Consider the following 21,471-nt stretch of genomic DNA (forward strand, 5'->3'; position numbering starts at 1 on the left):
CAATCTTTAATTATCGCTCATCCAAGCAGCAGCCATACGTGATAACATACATATACCAGGCAGACTGCAGCAATGATACCCAAGACCCAGAGCAGCGACTTGATGGTGATGCGGTTCTGTCGCGTGCGCTTGTCGCCCTCAGTGAGCTGCGGCACGATACGTTCCTCTGTGGGTTGGTTCTCCTGCTTGGTCTCGTCGATGAAGTTGATCGCATTCACCAAGTTGAGGTCGTTTTCGTTGATGAGCGTAGAGTATTTGGCAAACTTCACGAGGTCTGCTGTTGTGAACAGCTCGCGGAGCTCGTCAATCATCTTCTTGTCACCCGAGTCATTGAGCCTTTCGATGATCTCGCTGGAAGTCATTTCCAAGGCATTGAAGCCAAAGCGTTCCTGGATATATTTCCTCAGCGTATCGGTGAGCTGCGTGTAATAGGTCTTCTGATCCTCACTGGCAGTGAGCCGTTCTTCCTTGATTTTGTTGATGGCATTCAGGGCACGCTGATGTGCGGGCACGTGTTTCACGATGCGAATACGTGTGATCACTGGTTTGTTGCTACGCAGACGGATGTAGAGATACCCCATGACGAGGACGATCAGCAACATCAACAGCGACAACCAGAAATAAGGCCTCCACTCAGCCCATGAGAAAGGATTGTCCTGAACGTCCTTAGGCGGAAAGAACTGGTTGGGATGGAGCGTGTCGACATTCATCGTGATCACCTTCAGGGCAGCGACGCCGCCTTGATAGTTTTTTCCGTTGACCTTGACTGGTAAAGGAGGAATGGAATAGAGATGTTCGTCAAACGAGGTGATCGTGTAGACTTTGCAGACCTTAAGTTCCTTGCCACTTGACGACAATGTATCAGCATCGGCGACCTTCACGACTTCCACGCCCGGAACTACCATCTGGCGTTCCTTCAACGCGGGCCATTGTATGGTAGAGCCAGCGGGCATTGTGACGGTAAGCTGCAAATGAGCCTGTTCACCGATGAGAATCCCCACCGAGTCCACATTTTGCTCTACGGTGACCTGTGACGCTGCGTTGAGTGACAGCAACAGCATCATGCACGTCAAAACATATTGCCATATCTTTTTGGTCATAACCTCTATTCTCTACTCTTCTAATCTTTTCTCAAATACCTTTTGTCTTTCCTTCACTATGATCTGGTTTTCCTCCCAAACACCATAGATCTTTCCTTTTGCACGATCTGATCTTCCGCTCAGCCACCATTGATCCTTTCTTCAGTATGACCTGATCTTTATACAGACGCGATCGGTATTATGCTCTGCGCTTGAACAGCAGCATCAGTGCTTTCGTGAAATCTTCGTTTGTGGCGATTGCCGTCCAGTCGATGCGGCTCTTGGCAAACACCGTGTTGAGCTTATCTTCCCGTTCAATCCAGTATCGCGTATGAGCCTGCCGGAGTTTTCTGCTCGATGTATCGATATACATCTCATGGCCTGTCTCAGCGTCCAATACCTTGAGCAGTCCCACGTCGGGCAACTGTTTGGCACGCGGATCATAGACTTGTATGGCCACCACATCGTGTTTGCGGTTGGCAATCTCCATCTCTTTGGTGAAGTCCTTGCGGTCGTAGAAGTCACTGATGATGAAAGAAGTGCAGTGGCGTTTCATCACGCGGGTGAGATAGGCCGTAGCCATACCGATGTCCGTGCGCGTGCTCTGTGGATGGAAGTCAAGCATCTCGCGGATGATGTAAAGGATATGCTTACGTCCATTCTTTGGCGGAATATACTTCTCGATGCGGTCGGAGAAGAAGATGACACCGATTTTGTCGTTGTTCTCAATGGCCGAGAAGGCGATCGTAGCGGCGATCTCTGTAGCCAGCTGACGCTTCATCTGCTGTGTTGTACCGAAGTCCAGCGATCCCGACACATCGATGAGCAACATCACCGTGAGCTCACGCTCCTCCTCAAAGACCTTGACATAAGGATGGTGGAAGCGGGCGGTGACGTTCCAGTCAATATCCCGGACATCGTCCCCGAACTGATATTCACGCACCTCGGAGAAAGCCATACCCTTGCCTTTAAAGGCAGAGTGGTACTGGCCCGCGAAGATGTTCTGACTCAATCCCCGGGCTTTGATCTCTATCTTTCTGACCTTTTGTAGTATCTCGTTAGTGTCCACGAATTCTCCTTCTTTAAGCTTCTTGATCAAGGCACCTCGATCTTATTGACAATCTTGCTGACAATCTCCTCGCTGGAAACGTTGGCAGCCTCAGCCTCATAGCTGAGTCCGATGCGGTGGCGCAGCACGTCGTGAGCCACGGCACGCACGTCTTCGGGCACCACATAGCCCCGATGCTTGATGAAAGCATAGGCGCGGGCTGCCTTGGCGAGGTTGATACTTGCACGCGGACTGCCGCCGAAAGTGATCAAGTCCTTCAATTCGGGCATGCCATAGCGCTCGGGATAGCGAGTCGCGAAGACGATGTCGGCAATATACTGCTCGATTTTCTCGTCGATATAAACCATGTTCACCACCTCGCGGGCACGGATGATCTCCTCTGCCGTCGTCACGGGACGCACCTCAGGCATCTTTCCTTGCAGGTTCTCGCGGATGATGGCTTTCTCCTCTTCCAGAGTCGGATAGTCGATGATCACCTTGAGCATGAAACGGTCGACCTGTGCCTCAGGCAACTGATAGGTACCTTCCTGCTCGATAGGGTTCTGAGTAGCCATGACGAGGAACGGGTTGGGCAGGGTGAAAGTCTTCTCGCCGATGGTCACCTGATGCTCCTGCATTGCCTCGAGCAAAGCACTCTGCACCTTGGCCGGAGCACGGTTGATCTCATCAGCCAGCACGAAGTTGGCGAAGACCGGACCTTTCTTGACCTGAAAGTTCTCGTCTTTCTGGGAATAGATCATTGTACCTACCACGTCGGCAGGCAGCAAATCGGGTGTAAACTGTATTCGGCTGAAGTCAGCATCCACGAGCTGCGAGAGTGTCTTGATGGCGAGGGTCTTTGCCAAGCCAGGTACGCCCTCCAGCAGGATGTGGCCGTCGCTGAGCAACGAAATGAGCAGGGCATCGATCAAATGCTTCTGACCGACGATGACCTGATTCATTCCTGTCACCAAGTTCGTGACGAAAGCACTGTTCTGCTCAATCTTTATGTTCAATTCTCTAATGTCAACTGATTCTGCCATATTCTAAAGCTTTAATGCTGTTCATTTTTATGGCAAAAGTACAATTTTCTCTCAAGAGCAGAGAATCAAGGGTAATAAATAATATTAAATTGGAAATATAGCACGCTATATTTAAGAAACTTTTTCAAAGCTCAAGATATTTATGGGAACTCAACAAGGCAAGTCTGAGTACTTGAGCAATGGAAGACAAAGGGATAAGGTGTTGAATAATGACTGACAGAAAACCACTCTGCTGAAACGAAAAATGGTGGAAGAAGCGACCCGAAGTCCACTCTTCCACCATCATCTATTGTATTTGGAACCAATTACTTGGCCATATCAAATCCCAGTCTCACACCGTTATAGTTCTTGCTGATCTCGCCGATAGAGCTCAGCGTAGTATTGCCGCTCATAGCAGACATGGTTTGAATAAGTGTCAAGAGTTTTTTTGACTCAAAGAGAATGGCCACTCCCTGACTGTTGCGTGTAGCGTAACCATTGAGCGAGAGCAGCAGACCGGTCAGTTTCAAGGCATTGGTCGACTCATCGTAGGTGTAGTTGCCACTGAACTTCTTGCCATCGACGTATGCCGTAAAGGTGTTGTCCTTGTTAAAGGTGATCTGTGTGTTCTTCGCAGTGAAGCCCACTTTGCTGTAGTCTTCTTTGAGTTTAGACTTGATCTGCGAGGCAACTACCTCACCGCCAGCCTTTGCCAATGCACTGTTGGACGTGAAGGCACAACCCGGACCATTGTATTTCCATGTGCCATAGAGCTGCGATTTGGTCAGCTTGTTGGAACCGATGACGCTGCTGATCACGTCACCAATGGTGTTGGCATTGTTCAATACGCCAATGACACCGTTGAGCACATCAGTGCCCGTATTGGACGATGCGCTACCTGCGCCCACAGTGCCACAACTTGTAGCCAGCAGACATGCCGCGCCGGCTACGAGCAAACTCATTTTTTTCATCTCTCTGATCTTAATGTTTATTTGTATTTATGTGTATAAAGTAATTATCCTTGCATACAATCGCTGAGGTTCCGAGACCTCAACAAAGAGTTTTTATATGTCGATACCAATCTTTTTCAGTGCATTGTGAGCCATGCGCTCATAGACCACACCGAGGTCGGCAAAGCGCAACACAGCGTTGAGGGCAGCGTGGCGGACGCCGAGTGAGGGTGCCTGCAAAGCCGTTGCGGCCTGATCGAGGAACTCGTTGATACCACGCTCGTTGGGTTCCTGACCATTCATAAACAGTCGGCCGAGGATGTCGTAACCGCAGATCTGGTAGACATCTTCGGGGCGTGCGATCCACTGATAGGCGATCATCGGCGCATAGCTCACATGCTGATAGACATTGAGCGCCTGCATCTCTGCCATCTCCTGCGTGTGGGTTTGCTCCATCCAGATTTCCGCTACCTCCTGCGGCATCTTTTCCGCCGGCATGACGAGGGTTGCCAAGATTTTGCACTCACGAATATCTTCTTTCCACAAGGCGATGGCAAGATCATAATCCTTGCCGAGTTCCTTTGCCATCTGTTTGAGCTGGATGACGGGGACACCCCAGTTGAGCCGATAGTCAAGACCTTTCTCACGCATCGACTGCGAAGCCGGACCGTTCATCACCAAGCGGAAGCTGCGCTTGAGTTCCTTTATCTGTTGTTGTACTTCTTCTGTTGTCATTGTGTTGTCATTTGTGCGGTTATAGCGTAGCATACTCCTTTGAGTAGCGCAACATCTGCTCTTCATAGCTCTCGGAGTAGTCGAGACGGATGTCCGTGATCTCACCATGGTCATCGGACACGGCGATCATCTTGGGATTGAGGAAGCCCTTATAGGGCGCGATGTTGAGTTGGCGGTAACGTTCCAGCACTTCCTTGTGCAGATCCGCGTCTACTTTGATGCCATATTCCTCCACGAGCTGTCGGGCAGTCTCATAGTCTCCCTCACTCTTCACGCGCTGGATCTCGGCCAAGAGCTCGGCGAAGAGCTGACGCAGCCGCTGATAGTCGTTGATGCGCACATAGGTCTTGCCGTCGCGCTTCACCATTTCCACGGTGCCATTGCCGTGGGCATAGCACCATCGTGCGATGAGCGCACGGTTGCGCATGTGTGCTTCCTCGATGACATGTCCGGGCTTGATGCGCACCAACTGCGTCATCAGACCGTTCATCATATAGTGATAGTACTGACTCTTGTAAGCCTCCTTGTCGGGCGTGAGCCCGAGTTCCACGAGCTTGTCATCGGCCAGATAATAGAGTCCGAAGAGGTCGGCACGCGCCTCCTCTATCGTACTGCCGTATGCTTTCAGCGCGTCGGGCGACGTGCCAGGCAGAAGCTGACCGCTGCCGTGGCCCAAGCACTCATGCAGATCGGTATGGAGATCATCACAGAGATCGCCATATTTGCGGATCAACGCGCGTGTCGGCTCGTCGATGACAAACTCCTCATTCATTCCCGAACCTTTGGCAGCCTGGTTGTAAGCCTCCGTGAGATTGCCGATTGTCACGCTCTTTGAGCCATATCTCGCACGTATCCAGTCGGCATTGGGCAGGTTGATACCGATCGCCGACGACGGATATTCATCACCGCCGAGCATGGCGGCACAGATCACTTTCGCCGAGACGCCCTTGACCTTAGCCTTTCGGAAACGTGGGTCCACGGGCGAATGGTCCTCAAACCACTGAGCGTTGCCAGCTATCTTGCGTGTTCTTTCTGTGGCCACCTTATCTTTGTATTCCACGATACCCTCCCACGATCCTTTCAGTCCGAGCGGGTCACCATACACCTCGATAAATCCATTGATAAAGTCAACATCACCTTCGTTTTCGCGTAGCCACTCGATGGAATACTTGTCAAACAGCTTGAGGTCGCCCGTGCGATAGTAGTCTGTCAGCAGGGCAATGACGCGCCGCTGCTGCTCGTTTTCCGCCACCTCACGTGCTTTGTCCAACCAACAGACGATCTTACGGATGGCCTCGCCATAGAGCCCGTCCGCGGTGTAGCGCTCTTCTACGAGTTTTCCGTCTTTCTTAACGAGTTTGGAATTCAGTCCGAACGAGGGTTGCTCGTTGCCACCGGCCTGCCGGCGCAGTTGCTCGTAATATTGCTCTGCCTCCTGCTGCGTCACGCCTTCGTAATAGTTGCAGGCTGATGTCTTCACGAGATCCTCGCCGTCAGCCTGGTTGACACGCTTGGGCAGCACGTCAGGATCGAAGATGACGGGGCAGAGCACGTCCATCATCTCCTGCTTGGAGCGGTAGTTGTCGGGCAGAGACTCAAAGAGGGTGTCGTCGACGGCCTTGCGCAGCCATGACTCCGAAAAGTCGGGCTGGAACTTCTCACAGCCATAGTGATGATAAATGCCGTTGGAGAACCACACCCGTTTCAGGTAGACGGTCATCGCAAGGAAGTCCTTGCTCTCGCGATCACCGGGAAAATGCAGGTACACGTTCTCCAGCAACTTACGTATCGGCAAGTTGTATTTGCCAAACTGATCGGTGGTGATGTCCCTACCGGTCAGCGTGGCTTTGGCCAAATAATAGATATATTTCTTTTGTTGCAGAGACAACTGCTCAAAGCCATTCAAGCGGTATCTCAGCATCTGCAGGTCAGCGAAGCGCTCACCGGCAAAGGCGAATGTATTGTTTTCCATCACTATGGCACTAACAAGCAATGCCATTAGGGACACCGCTCAACAGGCGGTCCCCTACGGCTGTTGTTGCAAAATGTTATGAAGACGTTATCTTCCTCCTTCTCTATCGTTTATTCTGTTTTAGCCTTGTTCTTGGACCCGGGCTTGCGTCCGCGCTTTTTGGGTCGGTCGAGCAGTGAGGGATGAGAAGCCAGGTGCTTGATCTTATACTCACGCGGGGTGATGCCATTGATTTTGAAGAACGAGGCATAGAACGACTGACGGTTGGAGAATCCAACCATATCAGAGATATCCTCCATATTCAGGTCCTGATAGCGGCGGTCTACCAAGAGCGACATAGCCTCCTGGATGCGGTACTGATTGACATACGAGGTGTAGTTCATGTGAAAACGCACGTTCACGACAGCAGAGATGTAGCGCGTGTTGGTTCCCAGATCCTCAGCGAGCTGCTTAGCGGAGTAGTTCTTGTCCTTATACTTTTTCTGGATGATGATGATGTTGTTGATTTTTTCCTCCAGCTCATCCATGAGTTTGGGACTGACAAGCGAGCGATAAGCAGCTTCCTTTTCTTTCTTTTCTGTGATGTTGTACTTTGTCATAATATTGTTGATGTAATGGTAAATGCTTTCTTACTTTGCAAAATTAATAAAATCATTTTAATATGCAAACTTTCTCGCTTCTTTTTTCAAGTAGTGTATATGTTTTTTGTTATTTTTAAAAAATAGATATGCTTCCAAGGCTGAATATCTTTATTATCAATGGATAATACATTAGAAACAGATAACAATACTCAACGCCAGCCATTGTTTTGGGAGAATTCATGTTTCAATAAATATGATAGTCGCACAAACATCAGACTGAAGACGGAAACAAAAATATTACTCAACTTCTTTTGTGCGTTTGAAGTATTTTTTTTATCTTTGCAAACCAGAAGATCAATCCTCAAAGTAGGCTTTCGCAGTATGCTTTTGGCGATGGACCTCGATACTATATCATTCACTAAAAACTAATCAAATATGGAAAGAACTTGGAGATGGTTTGGCCGTAAAGACCCCATTACGCTCGACATGCTTCGGCAGATTGGCGTGCAGGGCATCGTCACGGCACTGCACGATGTGCCGCTCGGACAAGTATGGACCCGGCAACAGATCCACGACCTGAAAGCTTACATCGAGTCTCACGGCATGAGGTGGAGCGTCGTAGAGTCGCTTCCTGTCACTGAGACAATTAAATATGGTGGCCCTGACCGCGATGAGCAGATCAGCATCTATTGCGAGAGTCTGCGCAACTTGGCAGCTGAGGGCATCCACACCATCTGCTATAACTTCATGCCTGTACTTGACTGGGCACGCACCGATCTGCTCCATCTCAACCCCAACGGATCGAGCAACCTCTATTTCAGCATTCCCGAATTTGCGTATTTCGACATCGACCTCTTGAAGCGTGAGGGAGCTGAAGAGGACTGGAGAAACTTCAAGGCTCTCGGACCCGACGGCAAGCCCAACGGCAGAGACATATTAAAAGAGGTGGCGGAACTGCGCAAGCAGATGACGCCGGAGAAAGACCATGCCCTTGTGGAGAACATCGTCATCAAGACACAAGGCTTTGTTTCCGGCAACTTCAAGGAGGGCGATGAGCATCCGCTCGGCCTTTTCCGTGAGCTGCTGAAGAAATATGAGGGCATCGACCGCGAGCAGCTGCGCGCCAACATGAAGTATTTCCTCGACGCGATCATGCCGGTCTGCGACGAATGCGATATGTATATGTGTGTTCATCCCGACGATCCACCATTCCAAATCCTCGGCTTGCCACGTATCATCACGTGCGCCGACGACATCGAATGGCTGCTCACCGCTGTTCCCAACAAGCACAACGGACTGACCTTCTGCGCGGGATCACTCTCCGCAGGAGCCCAAAACAACCTCACGGAGATGGCTCGTCGCTTTGCCAGCCGCACGAGTTTCGTGCATCTGCGCAGCTGTCACGTCTTCCCCAACGGCGACTTCACTGAGGCCAGCCACCTGGGCGGCCGCGCTGATCTCGTGGCTTTGGCCCATATCTTCGAGCAGGAAGAGCAACAGCGCAAAGCTGGAAAGGCTCTGCTCTCCTCGCCCAACGCACAGGTGCTGCCCATGCGTGTGGACCACGGCATGACCATGCTCGGTGACGAGAAACGCGGATACAACGCCGGATATAGTTTCCTTGGCCGCATGTTTGCCATGGGACAGGTCCAAGGCATCATTGCCGCAGTGGATAAGGAATTAGGCATCAAATACGAACAACCAGGATTTTTTGATTAAACCATGAACGAACTATTCAACATTAAAGACTATGTTGTCGTCATCACGGGCGGCACAGGTGTCCTTGGTCGCTGCATTGGCAAGTACCTCGCAGAGCAAGGAGCCAAGATCGCTATCCTCGGACGTAAGGAAGAGGTGGGCAACGAGATCGTGAAAGAGATCACTGACAAAGGCGGCGTCGCCAAATTCTATAAGACCGACGTGATGAATGTCGAACTGGTAAAACAGAACTGTGAGGACATCCTCAAGGACTTCGGACGCGTCGATACCCTGCTCAACGCCGCAGGAGGCAATATGAAAGGCGCCACCATCGCGCCCGACCAAAACTTCTTCGACCTCGATCCCGAGCAGTTCCAAAAGGTGCTCAACCTCAACCTCACGGGCACGGTGATTCCTACCCAGGTGTTTCTCAAGCCGATGGTCAAGCAGGGCAAGGGTTCGATCATCAACTTCAGCAGCATGGCGGCCTTCCGTCCGATGACACGTGTGTGCGGCTATGCTGCTGCCAAGGCCGGCATCTCCAACTTCACCGCTTACATGGCCACCGAGACCGCCAAGAAGTTTGGCGAGGGCATCCGCGTCAACGCGATCGCTCCGGGATTCTTCATCACCGAGCAAAACCGTGCGCTGCTCACCAATCCCGACGGCAGCTACACCCAGCGCGGCAACGACGTGATCCGTCAGACGCCCTTCGGCCGTATGGGTAAACCCGAAGAGCTCTGCGGCACGATCCACTATCTGATGAGCGACGCCGCCGCCTTCGTCACCGGCACTGTAGCCGTCGTGGACGGAGGCTTCAACGTCTTCGCCATGTAGCAAACAGCTTTTTTAGAGCAAACACAAGCCACACGCTCAACAGTCTCAATCGCCCAGAACTCACGGCAAAGGGCGGAGAACCGGATCGTGTGGCTTGTTTTGTATGGTCACTGCCGATGCAAGAAAATCGCAGAACACCTTATTTTTATAAACGAACAGCCGATTCCGACGCACAAAACAGGCTTGCATGACCTCGTTTTTAACATTTAAATAAGTTTTCTTAAAAAATATGGATAAAAAAGTTTGCCGTTATAAAAATAATGCTTATCTTTGCAGTGTTATCCTGAAAACAATCTTTTTACCTTGAAGGAACTAATACCTATTGAAGATTTGGAGCGGTTGCCTGCGAAGGTCATCGCTTTTTTTATGCCCTTTTCAAACGTCCATGCGACTCTGCGAGGTGTTCCGCCCACTCCATCTCTCCTTTTTATCTTCATTCTTTCTCCACGTCTGAAAAAGGAAGAGACGCTGGAATAATATATTGAAAGTACTTTGCCGTTGCAAAAATAATCTGTATCTTTGCATTAATAAGAACTAATAATACAACCATTTGATATGACTTACACTTTGCTCGCAGACAGCGGTTCTACAAAAACAGATTGGGCGCTTATCACCGACGGAACCGTTGCCGCACGTATCCGCACGAAAGGAATGAATCCTTTCCAAATGAGCGAGGACGAAATTGCCAACGAAGTGGAGACCGCTCTCCTACCCCAGTTGCAATCAGCCTGTGGCATCGGCACAGCTTCCTCAAAGCAAGACGATGCCTGCACGCTCAGCAACCTCCACTTCTATGGTGCCGGCTGCACGCCGGAAAAGATTCCCGTGGTGGAGCGTGCCCTGCGCCGTCATCTCCATGTCACCGGTGTCTGCGAAGTGGCCAGCGACATGCTCGGCGCGGCGAGAGCACTCTGCGGTGACCAGCCCGGCATCGCCTGCATCTTAGGTACGGGCAGCAACTCCTGCGCCTACGACGGCAAGAAGATCGTGAAAAACGTGCCCGCGCTCGGATTCATCCTTGGTGACGAGGGCAGCGGCGCTGTCTTGGGTAAGACGCTCGTCGCCGACATCCTGAAAAACCAGCTGCCACAGACGATCATCCAACGCTTCAACGACAAATACCACCTCACGGCCGCCGACATCATCGACCGCGTCTACCGTCAGCCAAAGCCGAACACATTTCTGGCTTCCTTCGTTCCCTTCTTGCAAGAGAACCTCTCCGAGCCCGCCATCTACGCACTCGTCAAGGAGGGCTTCCGCCGTTTCCTCTGTCGCAACGTCAAGCAATACGACGGTTGGAACCAGTTGCCGATCGGCTTCAACGGCAGCATCGCGCTCATCTATCGCCAGCCGCTCGAAGAGGTAATGCGGGAAGAGGGCATGAAGATCAGCAAGATCATCCAGGCTCCCATCGACGGACTCATTGAGCAGGAAGCCGCACAGTGGAACGGGAAACATTGATTCAAAATAGAAATACTTAATAACTAAGCATACACGATGAAAAAACAAATGCACCAGCGCATCGCGACGTTGCTGTTCGCCGCACTCGCTGTGATGACGGCAGCCGCTCAGTCGGCCCGCCATTTCGAGCTTCGCAACAGCCAGGACGGGGGCTCCACGCTGACCGTCTACCTTCCTCAGCATCCCTCAGGCCGCGCCGTCCTCGACTGTCCGGGCGGCGGCTACGCCCATCTCTCTTTGCAGAACGAGGGACACGACTGGGCTCCCTACTTCAACAACCAAGGCATTGCCTATGCCGTGCTGAAATACCGTATGCCAAGAGGCGACCGTAACATCCCACTTTCCGACGCTTATCAGGCCATGAAAACACTGCGCGACTCAGCCGACGTATGGCAGATCAACCCCGACGACATCGGCATCATGGGATTCTCGGCCGGTGGACATCTGGCCTCGTCGGTGAGCACACATGCGCCCTGGGACCTTCGACCCAACTTCAGCATCCTGTTCTACCCCGTCATCACCATGGGCAGAGGCACACACGAGGGCTCGCGCAACAACTTCCTCGGCTACGACAGAGACAACAAAGAGATCGTCAGGCAGTGGAGCAACGAAACACAGGTGCGCTCCCACCTCACGCCTCCGGCCATCATCCTGCTGGCCAACGACGACGAGGTGGTGCCGCCCGTACAGAATGGCGTGGCTTACTACAGCAGCATGAGGAGTTGCGGCAACAGCTGCTCGCTGCTGATCTATCCCCATGGTGGCCACGGCTTTGGCATCAGAACCACCTTCCCCTCCCATCCACAGATGATGGACGACCTCACGGCATGGCTCAAGGCATTGCCCAGCCCACAGCCTCACGCCGTCCGAGTGGCATGTATCGGCAACAGCATCACCGACGGCTTTGGCATCGGCATGAGCGATGAACAGGGCTACCCGGCACAACTGCAACGTATGCTCGGCAAGGGCTATCTCGTCAAGAACTTCGGTGTCTCTGCCCGCACGCTGCTCAGCAAGGGCGATCTGCCCTATGTGCGTGAAGAGGCATGGCAGGATGCGCAGGCCTTCCGACCGGACATCGTCATCGTGAAACTCGGTACCAACGACACAAAACCCCACAACTGGGCACACAACGCAGAGTTTAAGCATGACCTGATGGCGATGACAGACACACTCAAAGCCCTGCCCTCACATCCAAAGATCTGGCTGTGCTCACCCATCCCGGCCGTCAAGCCCTCGTGGGACATCAACGACAGCATCATCGTCAACCACATCTCGCCCATCGTCAAGCAGGTGGCCCGCAAGGAAAAGGTACAGTATCTCGACCTCCACACGGCTTTCCATCCTGCTGACGGCATGACCCTCGACGCTATCATGCAGCGCGACGGCATCCATCCGACACGCAAAGGTGCCACACTCCTGGCCAAGATCATCATGGAAGCCATCACAAAGAAATAGAAATTTTCTGAGCTTTCACTTCCACCTTTACACGGCAACACCCTGACTGAGGAAGCACGACATCCTCCATCAGGGTGTTTTCATTTATGGCAACAAGTAGATGGCATGTTTAATAAACTGACATTTTTCGGCCTCTGAGAATCGAAAAATCAAAACAGAGGGCGTCCTTGGCTCTAAATATCGCCATTTTAGAGTATTTTTGCCAATTACTTGATACACAGACGCTTACGTCATAACAAGTCAAATCATACATTCTAAAGCCCTCAATATTCCGCTTTTTCTTGTTCAAAATACCTTTTTTTGCTTATCATCTCGGCTTTTTGACCGTATAAAAGCACTGTGATGACGAGAAATTCTCTAGAGAATTTCTCGTCAAAGTACCTTTTTCATCTTGTCAAAGTACCTTTTTCTCGCTCTTTTCAAGCAAAAATGATTTTGTGAAATCAAAAGTCTCATTTCTTCATCTCTAGATTGCAAGCTCGCCACGACACACTTTTGTCGGGAAAATTCTGAATACACTGCAATCTTACAGCAATATTGTGCTTACCTGTCGTCACCGTGCATCCTATGGCTTTATCCGATGCTGGCCTTATAGGACGAGCGGACGAGGGGACCACAGACGGCAGAACGGAAGCCCATCTTCACAGCTTGCTCGTGGTACCACTGGAATTTCTCCGGCGTGATATAGGCTTCGACGGGTAGATGCCGGGCCGTGGGCTGTAGATACTGTCCAATCGTCACGCGCTCCACACCGCAGTCGCGCAGGTCGCGCAAGGTCTCGAGCACTTCCTCCTCCGTTTCTCCCAGTCCGAGCATGAGGCCGCTCTTTGTGACGAACCCGCTGTCATGGATATGCTTCAGTACATGGAGGCTGCCTTCGTAGGTAGCTACGCTGCGCACCGACGGTGTCAGCCGCCGTACTGTCTCGATATTGTGTGCCACCACGTCGGGATGACTCTGCAATACGATGTCCATCAGATTTTCGCGTCCTTGGAAGTCGGGCAGAAGCACTTCTATCTTTGTCTGGCATCTCTGCCGCACCGCTTCTACGGTTCGGCGCCAGTGTTCTGCTCCCATGTCGGGCAGGTCGTCACGGTCTACCGAGGTGAGGACGACATATCTCAGGTTCATCTCCTTCACCGACTCCGCCACGCGTTGCGGCTCGTCGGGGTCGAGAGGGAGAGGGCGACCGCTCAGCGTGTTGCAGAAGCGGCAGTGACGTGTGCAGATGTCGCCGCCAATCATCAGCGTGGCAGTGCCCAGTCGCCAGCACTCGGCACGGTTGGGGCAAAGACCGCTCTCGCAGATCGTGTGCAGACGGTTGCTATGGATGATCTCAGAGGTGTTCTCGCTCTGCTTGTCAGAACTGAGGTCTATCTTCAACCACTCAGGTTTCATCACGTGAGGCTTGCGACCGAATAGCACACGCAGAAGGCCTTCGATGGTCAGTCCGCGGATGATATTGCCTAAATCGAGTCCCTGCAGTGCCTCCTCCACAGCCTCACGTGTGAAAGCGACGTCGCGTAGACGGGGCAAGAGCTCCTCGTCGAGGTCGCCGGTGAGGAAGTAGTCGCCGAAGAGGTCGATGTCGTGGATATGGTTGTCTTTGATTTCCAGGCAGGCTTCTATCGTACCTACACCGGGAAGGCGGTGCTTTTTTGTGAGTTTGAAAAGCGGCTGTTTGCCATAGATGAAGTCGTCGACGGCAAAGGTCTTTTGTAGTTCTCTGATCTCCGGCATCATCTCCTCAGTGATCGTGATGGCCTTGTCGCCGCACATCGCCTGACGGAAGGATGCTTTCAGCTCCGGCAGCGACATCGTCGTGTATTGGCTGATGTTGCCCACATGCTGCCGCACGCTCTGCACTCCCTTGCTTTGCAGCTTGACTTTGTCGGGTGTGATGACATGCTCCAACATGCTGAGGTCGGAGTTGACGAGCAGTGTGTTGTGCATGATACTGCGGTCGCCGGTACGATAGAAGGCTGCGCCAGAGACCTTCTTACCGTCGAGCAGGATGTCGTTGCGCCCCGAGATGGTCACGGGAACGCCAATGCGAAGAAGTGCGTCGGCGGCGAGGTGCATGCAGTTGGCAAACATCTTCTGTACGTTCGGCTCACGGCTGATGAATGAAAACATGATGTTACCTTCATCGGAGTAGACACAGCCGCCACCGCTTTTGCGGCGTGAGATGAACACGCCATGCTCGCGGCAGTAGTCTACGTTGACTTCGTTTTGCAGCAGTTGGTTGCGGCCAAGGATCACGGTGGGCTTGGTCTGCCAAATAAAGAAATAGTCGTCGTCACGGAAGTGACGGGCCACATACGCCTCGACGGCAAAGTCGTAGGTGATGGGGGGCAGCTCCTGCTGCTCGGGTAGAACTACGTAAGTCATGTGTTTTTCAGTTTAGTATCAGAGGGTCAGTCTTCTTTGTCTTCAAGGCTTTCTGTGTTATCCTTTGGCAAGCGTACCTTGCGCTTGGGATTTTCCTGTGCGCCATATTTCAGGAGTTTGTTGGCTGCTGTGGCAATGCCCATGCCGGTGGGTGCTGTCGTTGTCTTCACGTCGTCGAAGGCCTTGCGTGTGCGGTCGAGCAACTGGTCGGCTGTTTGGAAGCGCTCATAGAAGAGTTGTACGCGGTTGATGATTTCGTCGGCGGCTTTGAGCATGGCATCCTGGTTCTCGGCCTGGCGCACTTGCCGCCACGTCATCTCCAGCACACGCAGCATCATATAGAGGTTTTGCGAGCCAGAGATGATCACTCCTTGGTCATAGGCGTCTTTCCACAGTGCCGGGTCGTGGGTGAGTGCCAGTTGCAGGGCACTCTCGCTGTAGACGTACATCACCACGAAGTCGAGCTGTACCTTGCCGTTGGCAGCATATTTAGCGTATTTCTTCCGTGCGAGCTCTTTGACATGACTGCGCACCGAGGTGAGATGACGCTGCAAAGCCTCGTCCCGTTCTGCGTCTGTCGTGGCATTGTGATAGTCCTCAAAAGCCTTGAGCGACATTTTTGCGTCGATGATCACATCGCGTTTGTCGGGGAAGTGGAGAATGACGTCGGGGATCATCTTGTGGCCGTCCTCTTCGTGTACTGTACGTCCCTGCTCGTCTTTGAGCGTCACTTGCTCTTCGAACTGCACGCCCTCTTCGAGTCCCATCTGTTCCAAGAGCGTACGCAACCGCAACTCACCGAAGTTTCCTTGTGTCTTGTTCTCGCCAGTGAGTGCCTCTGCCAGTTTGTCTGCACGTTGTCCGACCTCATGAGCCTGTTTCAGATTCTCTTGAATGCTCGCATCGAGTCGCGACATTAGCACAGTCTGGTCATGGTCGCTCTTCTCCACAGCTTCCTTCATCAGCTTCAGATTCTCATGGAGCGGATTGAGCAGTGCCGACATCTGTTGCTGGTTGACGCTGTTGAGGTCGGCAGCCCGACGTTTGAGAATCTCTTCCGATGCCGTGTTGATCTGCTCTTTGAGGAGAGAGGACTGCTGTTGCAGCTGGTCGGCCTGTTGCTGCCGCATGGTTTGCAGTTGTTCCGCCTGCTGTTGCTTCAAGGATTGCAGCTGTTCGCTCTGCTGCTGTCGCAGGGACTGCAACTGCTCAGCCTGTTGCTGTCTAAGTGTTTGCAGTTGCTCTGTCTGTTGCTCCCGCAATGTTTGTTGCTGCTCAGCCTGTTGCTGTCTCTGATCCTGCAACTGCTGCTGGTAGTTGGCCTGCAGTTCTTCCTTCTGCTTGTTTATGTCTTCTTCCAGTTTCGCGATTTGTTGTGTCAACATCGCTGCGCGTGTCTCCGCTGCCGCATTCTTGCTGTGCGCCACAAGATATCCGATGACGATACCTATCAACAGTCCGATAATGATGCTTAAAGTATTCATTATGTTGTTTAGAGCTTGGTTAAAGAGAAGAGATCAAAATACATTAAGCGAGTTTTTAATGCTATAGCTTCTTTTATATGCCTATATTCTTTTTCTTGTTCTTCTGAACTGAAAACCACTTTAAATCCATTGTTAATATAGAAGCTTATAGTTTGTGGACTATTATAGGCATCAACTATAACAAACCGGCATCCTGTTTTGTTAAAAGGATCTATAAACCAGTACTTGATGAATTCTATAGTGTCACTTCCTATATGGAGCCCTTTATACTTCTCAGAGACTCCTAAACGTCCAATTAAGACGGCGGGATAGTCTTTGAGAGATTTCTGATGAGGAGTATCTCCACAAGAAAAGCCTTTTATATCTTCTGAAGATCGTAAAATGGAAAACTTGCAATTTTCGGAAAGATAACTCATTCTTTGGATAAATCTGAATTATTTAGTATATCTCTTACTAATTGCATACCTTTCTCATAGCGAGAATTGATTTTTGCTTTTTCAACCTCACTGCTATTTATATGTTCTGTATAAGTTCTTTGAGCTTGAAGTTCAAAGTCTTTTGCTGCTTGTCCAGTAAGTACTGGAATTGAAGAAATTGCTAATGCCATATATTACCTCCTATGTTGTGTATTAATGATAAGGCAAATATACGAACTTTATTCCAAACTGCAAAACAAATCTAATATTATTAGCGTCTACGCTTTTGGCGATGGGGCTGAAATATAAAAAAGGAGTATGGAAAACCATACTCCTTATTAATATATATGTAAGACTAATGTCTACATCATTAGAACTCGAGGCGGAAGCCAATCTGTGCGTGCCAACGGCTGCCAGTGTCGCTTGCCACGGGCTTGCTGTTGGTGTTGAACTGGTAGACACCGGCACCATTCTTAATAGTTGTCAGCGTCAGCGGGCTGAGGTTGTAAGCATTGCCGTAGTGAGCACCCCAGTGTTTGTTGAGCATGTTAGCGAAGTTCATCACGTCGAAAGTAATCTGGAACTTGCCGATACCCTTGATGTTGTAGATGTTCTGAGCAACGTGGAGGTCAACCTCGTTTTCCCAAGGAGAGAGGTTGGAGTTACGTTTAGCATACTCACCACGATGGTTCTTGGCATAGTCGTCTTCCTCAATCCATTTTTCGAAGGCGTCACGGCTCTGCTCGGCAGTCATAATAACTTTACCGCTCTTATCCTTATTATCAACGAAGTTCATCTTTGCCAGCTCATCCTTTGTCGGGATGTAGAGCAGGTTGTTGCCTTTGAAGCCATCATTGTTGTAGTCGGCCTTCTCGTTCATCGTCAACGAGTAGCGTCCACCGCTGAAACCATTGTAGTTGATGGCAACCTCGGTGTTCATCCAACCGTTCCAGTATTTAGGAGAGTTGTAAGAAACCTGAATGCGTACCTGGTGAGGAATGTCGAACTTCGACCAGCTCATCTCGTTCTTGTCGTTGGTATTGCGGCTGTAGTTGTACTTCCAGTTAGAGTAAGCCACAGAAGACGTACCGTCGTTGACACTGTAAGAGTGACCGAAGATATAGCTTGCCATTACATCCAGACCGAAGTCGAAGGACTTCTCTGCCTTGACAGATACATTATAAGAATAGCCCTTATTGGTATTTTTCAAGTTGATGATGCTGTAGTAAGGCAGGCTCTTTTCAATCTTGCTGTAAGAAGTGACGGCAGATGCCTCTACGCCAGGAACAGCATAGACTTTATCGCCATTATCCTTATAAGCGAGGTTCTCGAAGAAAACGTTGTTGAGGTTCTTAGAGTACAAGCCCTCGAGGGTCATCTTCACGTCACCTGGGAGCATCTGCTCCAGGGCGAGGTTGGCACGGAGCACTTGTGGGAAGCGGAAGTTCTTGGCCACTGTAACGATGTCAGGAGACAGACCTGCCTTAGAGGTCTTAGCTGCTGCCATGGGATCCTTGGCATACTTGCCGAGAGAAGGAGCAGTATTGTTCTTAGTGTTGATGGTTGTACCCTTGGCTTCAATGCCGTTGTTGACGAAAGCGTTGGAGAGCCATACATAAGGAGCGCGGCCAGAGAAGATACCTACACCGCCACGGAGCAGTGTGCGATGGCTGGCATCGGTATACCAGTTGAAACCTACACGGGGAGAGACGAGGAGCTTGGCACTTGGCATCTTGCCCACCTCTACACCGAGGTTATGCTCAGAAGCGAAGGTGTTGAAGGCATCGTTGGTAGTGGGAGAGTTCAAAGTGGCGTTGAGATCGAAGCGCACGCCATAGGTAACATTGAACAGCGGAGTGATATCCCACTTATCCTGTGCATACAGACCAAAGAGTCCGAACTTCATGGTAGGAGCCCACTTGGTGTCACCGCCGGTCAGTTCTGGATCAGTGTACTTATATGTGAACTTGTAAGGAGTATCATCGAGGAAGGTCTCGAGATCATTGTAGTACCACGAACCGTTTGCACCCTGGATGAAGAGGTTCTTCATCTTATAGAACTCATTATGTGTACCGAAGGTGATAGTGTGGTTGCCTTTGTACCAAGAGAGGTTGTCCTCTGCTGTCCAAATATCCTGATTGAGGTAGTTGGCTGCACTGCTGAATTCAGTACCGATGTTGACAGTGTTCATGGAAGTACCGTCACCACCGGCAACGCTACCGATCTGCACACATGGACCCATGTAGGGCACATCGCGGCTGTCACGGATGAAGCTGGCGGATACACGTGCCTCGTTGTAGAGTACGGGACTGATATGAGAGTTCAACTCAGCTACGAACGAGTTGGTCTTGTTGTTCATGCGATAGCTGGAGTTGCTGAAAGTATAAGTTTTGCTGTTCAGTCCGTCCTTGTCATCGTAAGAGTCGTTGTGCTGGTAGCGGAAAGCCAAGTGGTTGTTCACGTCGATGTTCCAGTCCAAACGGGCCAAGAGACCAAAGGACTTCGTGCCGAGCTCTCCTTTGCCGTAAGATTCCTGGATGCCGGTCAAGTCGTAGTATTTATCGGCGATTTGTTTCAGCGTAGCCTCAGTGACATATTTGTTGATATATCCTGGGTAGATAGTAGCAGGAGCCTCTGTCTTCTTATACTCTGCGCTGGCGAAGAAGAAGAGCTTATCCTTCACGATCGGGCCACCGAAGGTAGCACCGTAGGTCTTGGTAGAACGCTGGGAGAGTTTGTCCTCAGCATAGTCTTGCAGGCGGTTGTACTTGCTGTACATGTCCTGGTTGGTGTAGTACATGTAAGCACTGCCGTGGAATTGGTTGGTACCGCTCTTGGTGATGGCATTAATGGCACCGCCTGTGAAACCGCTCTGACGGACATCAAACGGAGCGACGCTTACCTGCAGCTCTTGAATAGCGTCCATGGAGATAGGGTTGGCACCTGTCTGACCACCGTTGGTACCGCTTCCGGCAAGTCCGAAGACATCGTTGCTCACCGTACCGTCAATCTGGAAAGAGTTGTAACGGTTGTTGATACCAGAGATGGAAACACCGCCTAGGCGGGAGTTGGACACCAATGGAGACAACTTAGCCACATCGTAGATATCGCGGCTGATGGTAGGGGTGTTCTCAATGCGCTGCTGGTTGAAGTTGGCAGCAGCGCCACCACTGTTACGTCCGCCCTTACCGAGCACGGTGATCTCACCGATTTGCTGAGCATCCTCCTTTAGGTCGATGTTCAGCGTACGAGGCTGTCCCAAGGACAGCTGGATGTTGCCGATGACCTCATCCTTGTAGCCGATGTAGTTGACGGTGACCTTGTAGGGTCCGCCGACACGCATACCCTGGATGGTAAAGCGTCCGCTTTCATTGGTGACAGCGTTGTAGCGTGTACCTGAAGGTTCGTGGATGGCGGTGATCGTAGCACCGATGACGTTTTCACCACCAGCCACCACCTTACCGTTGAGGCCAGATGTGGTGACCTGTGCCATCATGGTTGATGAAATCATCAACAGAAGCATGATGAGCATAAAATGCAATCTTCTTTGCATACCTTTAATAATGAATAATTAATACCTTAGGGCTAAACCCCTGCTTAACGAATTCACTGCAAAATTAAACAAAAATTTCCATAATACTGTTGCAAAGCCACTACAATTTTCTATTTTTCTCGTAAAAATATCAATATAAGGTATAATTTAGGTTAGAGGTAAGGAATAACGAGCTCTACAGCCGCCGTTACACAACGCCATATCAGGGTTGAAGATGATGTGGAACATGTGCAATGCGACCATTACACAGTAGTTTTTTTGCACGAAAAAGTCTTTTTCTTAGGGAAAAGTTTTATAGTTATGCTTTTTTTGTTAACTTTGTGACTAAATAAAGAATTAAAAACAGAAAAGCATTATGATTATCGATTTCGACAAGATACCCGAAGTACATATCGATGGCTTCAAAGGTGGGAAAGGAAGACTCGACACACGCAACTACGATGATGGCAAGGCAAAGATCATGTACTCCACGCTTCGTCCGGGTGCATCTTCAGGATTGCATGTCCATGAAGGCAACTGCGAGATAGTTTTTGTCATCAGCGGCATCGCTACTTTCCACTACGATGATCATGTGGAGGAGTGCCGCGCCGGGCAGTGCCATTATTGCCCCGAGGGACATAGTCACTACATGGAGAATCTGACTGACCACGACCTGGTCTACTTTGCCGTGGTGAAATAGCTTTTTTGCCGTTGCCGTATTTGTTGCAAACGTCCTTCAGCTGACAGCCGTAGCAACGGCCGTGGGCATTGCGAACAGCATAGACGATGCGGTAAACGACATAGGCG

Annotated in this window: 17 protein-coding genes; 5 read left to right on the forward strand and 12 right to left on the reverse strand. The window is 50.8% G+C overall.

The genetic code is table 11. From position 1 onward, the window contains the following. Nucleotides 1-17 precede the first annotated feature (17 nt). The 7 genes from NG346_RS09170 to NG346_RS09200 all read right to left on the reverse strand — a co-directional run bounded on the left by NG346_RS09170 (nucleotide 18) and on the right by NG346_RS09200 (nucleotide 7,405). Nucleotides 18-1,064 (reverse strand): hypothetical protein, encoded by a 1,047-nt coding sequence (locus NG346_RS09170; RefSeq protein ID WP_396266805.1) that lies wholly within the window; start codon nucleotides 1,062-1,064, stop codon nucleotides 18-20. Nucleotides 1,065-1,278: 214 nt separating this feature from the next. After that, nucleotides 1,279-2,148 carry a DUF58 domain-containing protein gene (locus NG346_RS09175; protein WP_262280066.1) on the reverse strand — a complete coding sequence of 290 codons (870 nt, stop codon included), beginning with the start codon at nucleotides 2,146-2,148 and terminating at the stop codon, nucleotides 1,279-1,281. Between the two features lie 26 nt (nucleotides 2,149-2,174). Further along, nucleotides 2,175-3,170 carry an AAA family ATPase gene (locus NG346_RS09180; protein ID WP_154534477.1) on the reverse strand — a complete coding sequence of 332 codons (996 nt, stop codon included), beginning with the start codon at nucleotides 3,168-3,170 and terminating at the stop codon, nucleotides 2,175-2,177. A gap of 305 nt (nucleotides 3,171-3,475) precedes the next feature. After that, the gene (locus tag NG346_RS09185; RefSeq protein WP_262288618.1) at nucleotides 3,476-4,120 is read right to left on the reverse strand and encodes a DUF4923 family protein; all 645 of its coding nucleotides are present in this window, start codon (nucleotides 4,118-4,120) and stop codon (nucleotides 3,476-3,478) included. A gap of 93 nt (nucleotides 4,121-4,213) precedes the next feature. Beyond that, nucleotides 4,214-4,834 carry a DNA alkylation repair protein gene (locus tag NG346_RS09190; RefSeq protein ID WP_262288619.1) on the reverse strand — a complete coding sequence of 207 codons (621 nt, stop codon included), beginning with the start codon at nucleotides 4,832-4,834 and terminating at the stop codon, nucleotides 4,214-4,216. Nucleotides 4,835-4,853: 19 nt separating this feature from the next. Then, complete coding sequence (locus tag NG346_RS09195) at nucleotides 4,854-6,806, reverse strand: dipeptidyl peptidase 3 (protein ID WP_262288620.1); 1,953 nt, start codon at nucleotides 6,804-6,806, stop codon at nucleotides 4,854-4,856. 110 nt (nucleotides 6,807-6,916) lie between these two features. Then, nucleotides 6,917-7,405 (reverse strand): helix-turn-helix domain-containing protein, encoded by a 489-nt coding sequence (locus NG346_RS09200; RefSeq protein ID WP_262280025.1) that lies wholly within the window; start codon nucleotides 7,403-7,405, stop codon nucleotides 6,917-6,919. Between the two features lie 417 nt (nucleotides 7,406-7,822). On the opposite strand from NG346_RS09200, the gene uxuA reads away from it, so the two are divergent. The 4 genes from uxuA (at nucleotide 7,823) to axeA1 (ending at nucleotide 12,841) form a co-directional block, all read left to right on the forward strand. Further along, nucleotides 7,823-9,106 (forward strand): mannonate dehydratase, encoded by a 1,284-nt coding sequence (gene uxuA / locus NG346_RS09205; RefSeq protein ID WP_262288621.1) that lies wholly within the window; start codon nucleotides 7,823-7,825, stop codon nucleotides 9,104-9,106. A gap of 3 nt (nucleotides 9,107-9,109) precedes the next feature. Then, a complete protein-coding gene (locus NG346_RS09210; protein WP_262280027.1) occupies nucleotides 9,110-9,922 on the forward strand; it encodes an SDR family oxidoreductase in 813 nt (270 codons plus the stop codon). 555 nt (nucleotides 9,923-10,477) lie between these two features. Beyond that, nucleotides 10,478-11,383, forward strand: a complete 906-nt coding sequence (locus tag NG346_RS09215) for an ATPase (protein ID WP_262280028.1) — start codon at nucleotides 10,478-10,480, stop codon at nucleotides 11,381-11,383. Between the two features lie 36 nt (nucleotides 11,384-11,419). Continuing rightward, nucleotides 11,420-12,841: an acetylxylan esterase AxeA1 gene (gene axeA1, locus NG346_RS09220; protein WP_262280029.1), complete on the forward strand. Its 1,422-nt coding sequence runs from the start codon at nucleotides 11,420-11,422 to the stop codon at nucleotides 12,839-12,841. Nucleotides 12,842-13,414: 573 nt separating this feature from the next. Here axeA1 and lipA read toward each other — a convergent pair. From lipA to NG346_RS09245, 5 genes are all read right to left on the reverse strand, one after another. Next, nucleotides 13,415-15,232 carry a lipoyl synthase gene (lipA, locus tag NG346_RS09225; RefSeq protein ID WP_262288622.1) on the reverse strand — a complete coding sequence of 606 codons (1,818 nt, stop codon included), beginning with the start codon at nucleotides 15,230-15,232 and terminating at the stop codon, nucleotides 13,415-13,417. Nucleotides 15,233-15,258: 26 nt separating this feature from the next. Further along, nucleotides 15,259-16,716, reverse strand: coding sequence for a DNA recombination protein RmuC (gene rmuC / locus NG346_RS09230; protein ID WP_262288623.1), 1,458 nt, complete (start codon nucleotides 16,714-16,716; stop codon nucleotides 15,259-15,261). An 8-nt stretch (nucleotides 16,717-16,724) separates the two neighbouring features. Continuing rightward, a complete protein-coding gene (locus tag NG346_RS09235) occupies nucleotides 16,725-17,132 on the reverse strand; it encodes a GNAT family N-acetyltransferase (RefSeq protein ID WP_262288624.1) in 408 nt (135 codons plus the stop codon). Next, nucleotides 17,129-17,323 (reverse strand): hypothetical protein, encoded by a 195-nt coding sequence (locus NG346_RS09240; RefSeq protein ID WP_262288625.1) that lies wholly within the window; start codon nucleotides 17,321-17,323, stop codon nucleotides 17,129-17,131. Before NG346_RS09240 ends, NG346_RS09235 begins: the two co-directional genes overlap by 4 nt. 179 nt (nucleotides 17,324-17,502) lie before the next feature. Further along, complete coding sequence (locus NG346_RS09245) at nucleotides 17,503-20,685, reverse strand: TonB-dependent receptor (RefSeq protein WP_262288626.1); 3,183 nt, start codon at nucleotides 20,683-20,685, stop codon at nucleotides 17,503-17,505. Nucleotides 20,686-21,040: 355 nt separating this feature from the next. On the opposite strand from NG346_RS09245, the gene NG346_RS09250 reads away from it, so the two are divergent. Further along, nucleotides 21,041-21,364, forward strand: coding sequence for a cupin domain-containing protein (locus NG346_RS09250; protein ID WP_262280035.1), 324 nt, complete (start codon nucleotides 21,041-21,043; stop codon nucleotides 21,362-21,364). Nucleotides 21,365-21,471 lie beyond the last annotated feature (107 nt).

Origin of the sequence: Hallella absiana (genome assembly GCF_025457485.1) — a bacterium.
Taxonomy (GTDB): domain Bacteria; phylum Bacteroidota; class Bacteroidia; order Bacteroidales; family Bacteroidaceae; genus Prevotella; species Prevotella absiana.

Coding starts and splice junctions, on each gene's coding strand:
- NG346_RS09240 (WP_262288625.1), bottom strand. CDS start 17,323: ATGGCATTAGCAATTTCTTCAATTCCAGTACTTACTGGACAAGCAGCA.
- uxuA (WP_262288621.1), top strand. CDS start 7,823: ATGGAAAGAACTTGGAGATGGTTTGGCCGTAAAGACCCCATTACGCTC.
- NG346_RS09250 (WP_262280035.1), top strand. CDS start 21,041: ATGATTATCGATTTCGACAAGATACCCGAAGTACATATCGATGGCTTC.
- NG346_RS09235 (WP_262288624.1), bottom strand. CDS start 17,132: ATGAGTTATCTTTCCGAAAATTGCAAGTTTTCCATTTTACGATCTTCA.
- NG346_RS09190 (WP_262288619.1), bottom strand. CDS start 4,834: ATGACAACAGAAGAAGTACAACAACAGATAAAGGAACTCAAGCGCAGC.
- NG346_RS09180 (WP_154534477.1), bottom strand. CDS start 3,170: ATGGCAGAATCAGTTGACATTAGAGAATTGAACATAAAGATTGAGCAG.
- NG346_RS09195 (WP_262288620.1), bottom strand. CDS start 6,806: ATGGAAAACAATACATTCGCCTTTGCCGGTGAGCGCTTCGCTGACCTG.
- rmuC (WP_262288623.1), bottom strand. CDS start 16,716: ATGAATACTTTAAGCATCATTATCGGACTGTTGATAGGTATCGTCATC.
- axeA1 (WP_262280029.1), top strand. CDS start 11,420: ATGAAAAAACAAATGCACCAGCGCATCGCGACGTTGCTGTTCGCCGCA.
- lipA (WP_262288622.1), bottom strand. CDS start 15,232: ATGACTTACGTAGTTCTACCCGAGCAGCAGGAGCTGCCCCCCATCACC.
- NG346_RS09210 (WP_262280027.1), top strand. CDS start 9,110: ATGAACGAACTATTCAACATTAAAGACTATGTTGTCGTCATCACGGGC.
- NG346_RS09170 (WP_396266805.1), bottom strand. CDS start 1,064: ATGATGCTGTTGCTGTCACTCAACGCAGCGTCACAGGTCACCGTAGAG.
- NG346_RS09245 (WP_262288626.1), bottom strand. CDS start 20,685: ATGCAAAGAAGATTGCATTTTATGCTCATCATGCTTCTGTTGATGATT.
- NG346_RS09215 (WP_262280028.1), top strand. CDS start 10,478: ATGACTTACACTTTGCTCGCAGACAGCGGTTCTACAAAAACAGATTGG.
- NG346_RS09200 (WP_262280025.1), bottom strand. CDS start 7,405: ATGACAAAGTACAACATCACAGAAAAGAAAGAAAAGGAAGCTGCTTAT.
- NG346_RS09185 (WP_262288618.1), bottom strand. CDS start 4,120: ATGAAAAAAATGAGTTTGCTCGTAGCCGGCGCGGCATGTCTGCTGGCT.